General features: G+C 72.4%; 3 protein-coding genes. All 3 read left to right on the top strand.

All coding sequences use genetic code 11. The features are described from left to right. Window positions 1–599 (top strand): CpaF family protein (locus ACTUAL_RS03285; protein ID WP_440899225.1); only part of this gene is annotated, 599 nt, incomplete at its 5' end. Next, the gene (locus ACTUAL_RS03290; RefSeq protein ID WP_440899226.1) at window positions 596–1,537 is read left to right on the top strand and encodes a type II secretion system F family protein; all 942 of its coding nucleotides are present in this window, start codon (window positions 596–598) and stop codon (window positions 1,535–1,537) included. The genes ACTUAL_RS03285 and ACTUAL_RS03290, both read left to right, overlap by 4 nt. Continuing rightward, window positions 1,537–2,096, top strand: a 560-nt coding sequence (locus ACTUAL_RS03295; RefSeq protein WP_440899227.1) for a hypothetical protein, incomplete at its 3' end; no start/stop codon positions are given. The genes ACTUAL_RS03290 and ACTUAL_RS03295, both read left to right, overlap by 1 nt.

Consider the following 2,096-nt stretch of genomic DNA (forward strand, 5'->3'; position numbering starts at 1 on the left):
TGGAGCTGCAGCTGCAGCAGGACCACATCGTGCGCCTCGAGGCCCGCCCGGCCAACATCGAGGGCCAGGGCGAGATCACGATCCGCGACCTCGTGCGCAACTCCCTGCGCATGCGCCCGGACCGCATCATCGTGGGCGAGGTCCGGGGCGGTGAGAGCCTCGACATGCTCCAGGCCATGAACACGGGCCACGACGGCTCGCTCTCGACGCTGCACGCCAACTCCCCGCGTGACGCGGTGGCCCGCCTGGAGACGATGGTGCTCATGGCGGGGATGGACCTGCCCCTGCGGGCGATCCGGGAGCAGATCTCCTCGGCGGTCCACCTCATCGTGCAGCTCACACGGCTGCGCGACGGCACGAGGAGGGTGACCCACGTGACCGAGGTGCAGGGCATGGAGGGCGACGTCGTGACGCTCCAGCACGTCTTCGAGTTCGACTACGCGGCGGGGGTGGACGCCGACGGCCGGTTCCTCGGCACCACGGTCCCCACCGGGATCCGTCCCCAGTTCACCGACCGTTTCGCCGATCTCGGCGTCCCGCTGCCTCCCGGGCTGTTCGGCGAGGATGCGTTCACGAGCAGCTCGGGCAGGCGGCCGTGACGACCGCCACCGCGGTGTGGCTGGGCGCGGCCGCCCTGGCGATCGGGCTCATGCTGCTCAGCTGGATCGCGCTCGCCCCGTCGAACGCGGTTCCCCTCCACCGGCGGCGCCTGGGCGCCCCTGAGACAGCCTCGTTCTCGGGGCGTGCCACGACGACGGTCACCGCCGCCGTGAGCAGGTCCGTGCTGAGCGGCGGGCGCGACCGCCGGCTCGCGAACGTGCTGGACCGCGCCGGCGTCCGGCGGGAGCCGGCGGAGTTCGTCGTGCTCGTGGTCGGCTTCGCCGTCGCGGCCTTCGGCCCGGGCTATCTCCTCGCGGGCCCGTGGGTGGGTCTCGCGCTGACGGTCCTCGCCGTGGTCGTGATCGTGGCCGCGGTGTACGTCCGGTCCGAGAGGCGCAAGCGGGCCTTCGGGGACGACCTGGACGACATCCTCGCCCTGCTGGCCTCGAACGTCCGGGCGGGGCACAGCCTGCTGCAGGCGCTGGACACGGTGGCCCGCGAGCTGGACGACCCGGCCAAGACCGAGATCGCGCGGGCGGTCAACCAGGTGCGGCTTGGGCGTGACCTGGCCGAGGCGGTGGGGGAGACGGCCGACCGGATGGACAGCGACGACTTCCGCTGGGTCGCCCAGGCGATCGCCATCCACCGCCAGGTCGGGGGCAACCTCGGGCACATCCTGGACACGATCGGGGTGACCATCCGGGATCGTGGCCGCATCAAGCGCCAGGTCCGCGCGTTGAGCGCCGAGGGGCGTCTGTCCGCCTGGGTGCTGGTCGCCCTCCCGTTCGCCGTGGGGCTGGCCATGATCTTCCTCAACCCGACCTACCTGGTCGTGCTCACGCAGGAACCGCTCGGCATCCTCATGATCGCCGGGGCCGTCGTGCTGATGGCCGCCGGCGCGGTGTGGCTCCGCAAGACGGTCGAGGTGAGGTTCTGATGGACGCCTCCCTGCTCCCGTGGATCTCGGGCCTCACCATCGCGGCCGCCCTGCCGCTGCTGGTGTGGTCGGTCGCGCCCGGAGACTCGACCCGCGCCCGCGCGCTGCGCAACCTCGAGCGCGGTTCCGGCCTCGCCGTGCCCGGGGTCGGGCGCACGACCGCGGACTCCTCCGGAGCGCTCGCCCGGATCGGCCGGAGGCTGACGCCCTCAGGCCTGCTGCAGGTGCTGGACCGGTCGCACTCCCGCGCAGGTCGACCCGCCGCGTGGCCGCTGGACCGCATCCTGGCGACCAAGGTGGTCCTGCTCGCAGCGGGCCTCGTGGTGAGTCTGCTGGTGGCCACCTCCATGACTCCGCTCGGCCTCCGCACCCTCGCCGCGGTGGTCCTGGTCCCCCCGTTCGCGTTCTTCCTCCCGGACATCCTGCTCTACAACACCGGCATCAAGAGGCGCGACCAGATCCAGCGCGCGCTCCCCGACATGCTCGACCAGCTGTCGATCGCCGTCGAGGCCGGTCTGGGCTTCGAGGGCGCGCTCCAGCACGTGGCTCGCCACACCAC

The organism is Actinosynnema sp., assembly GCF_052038725.1.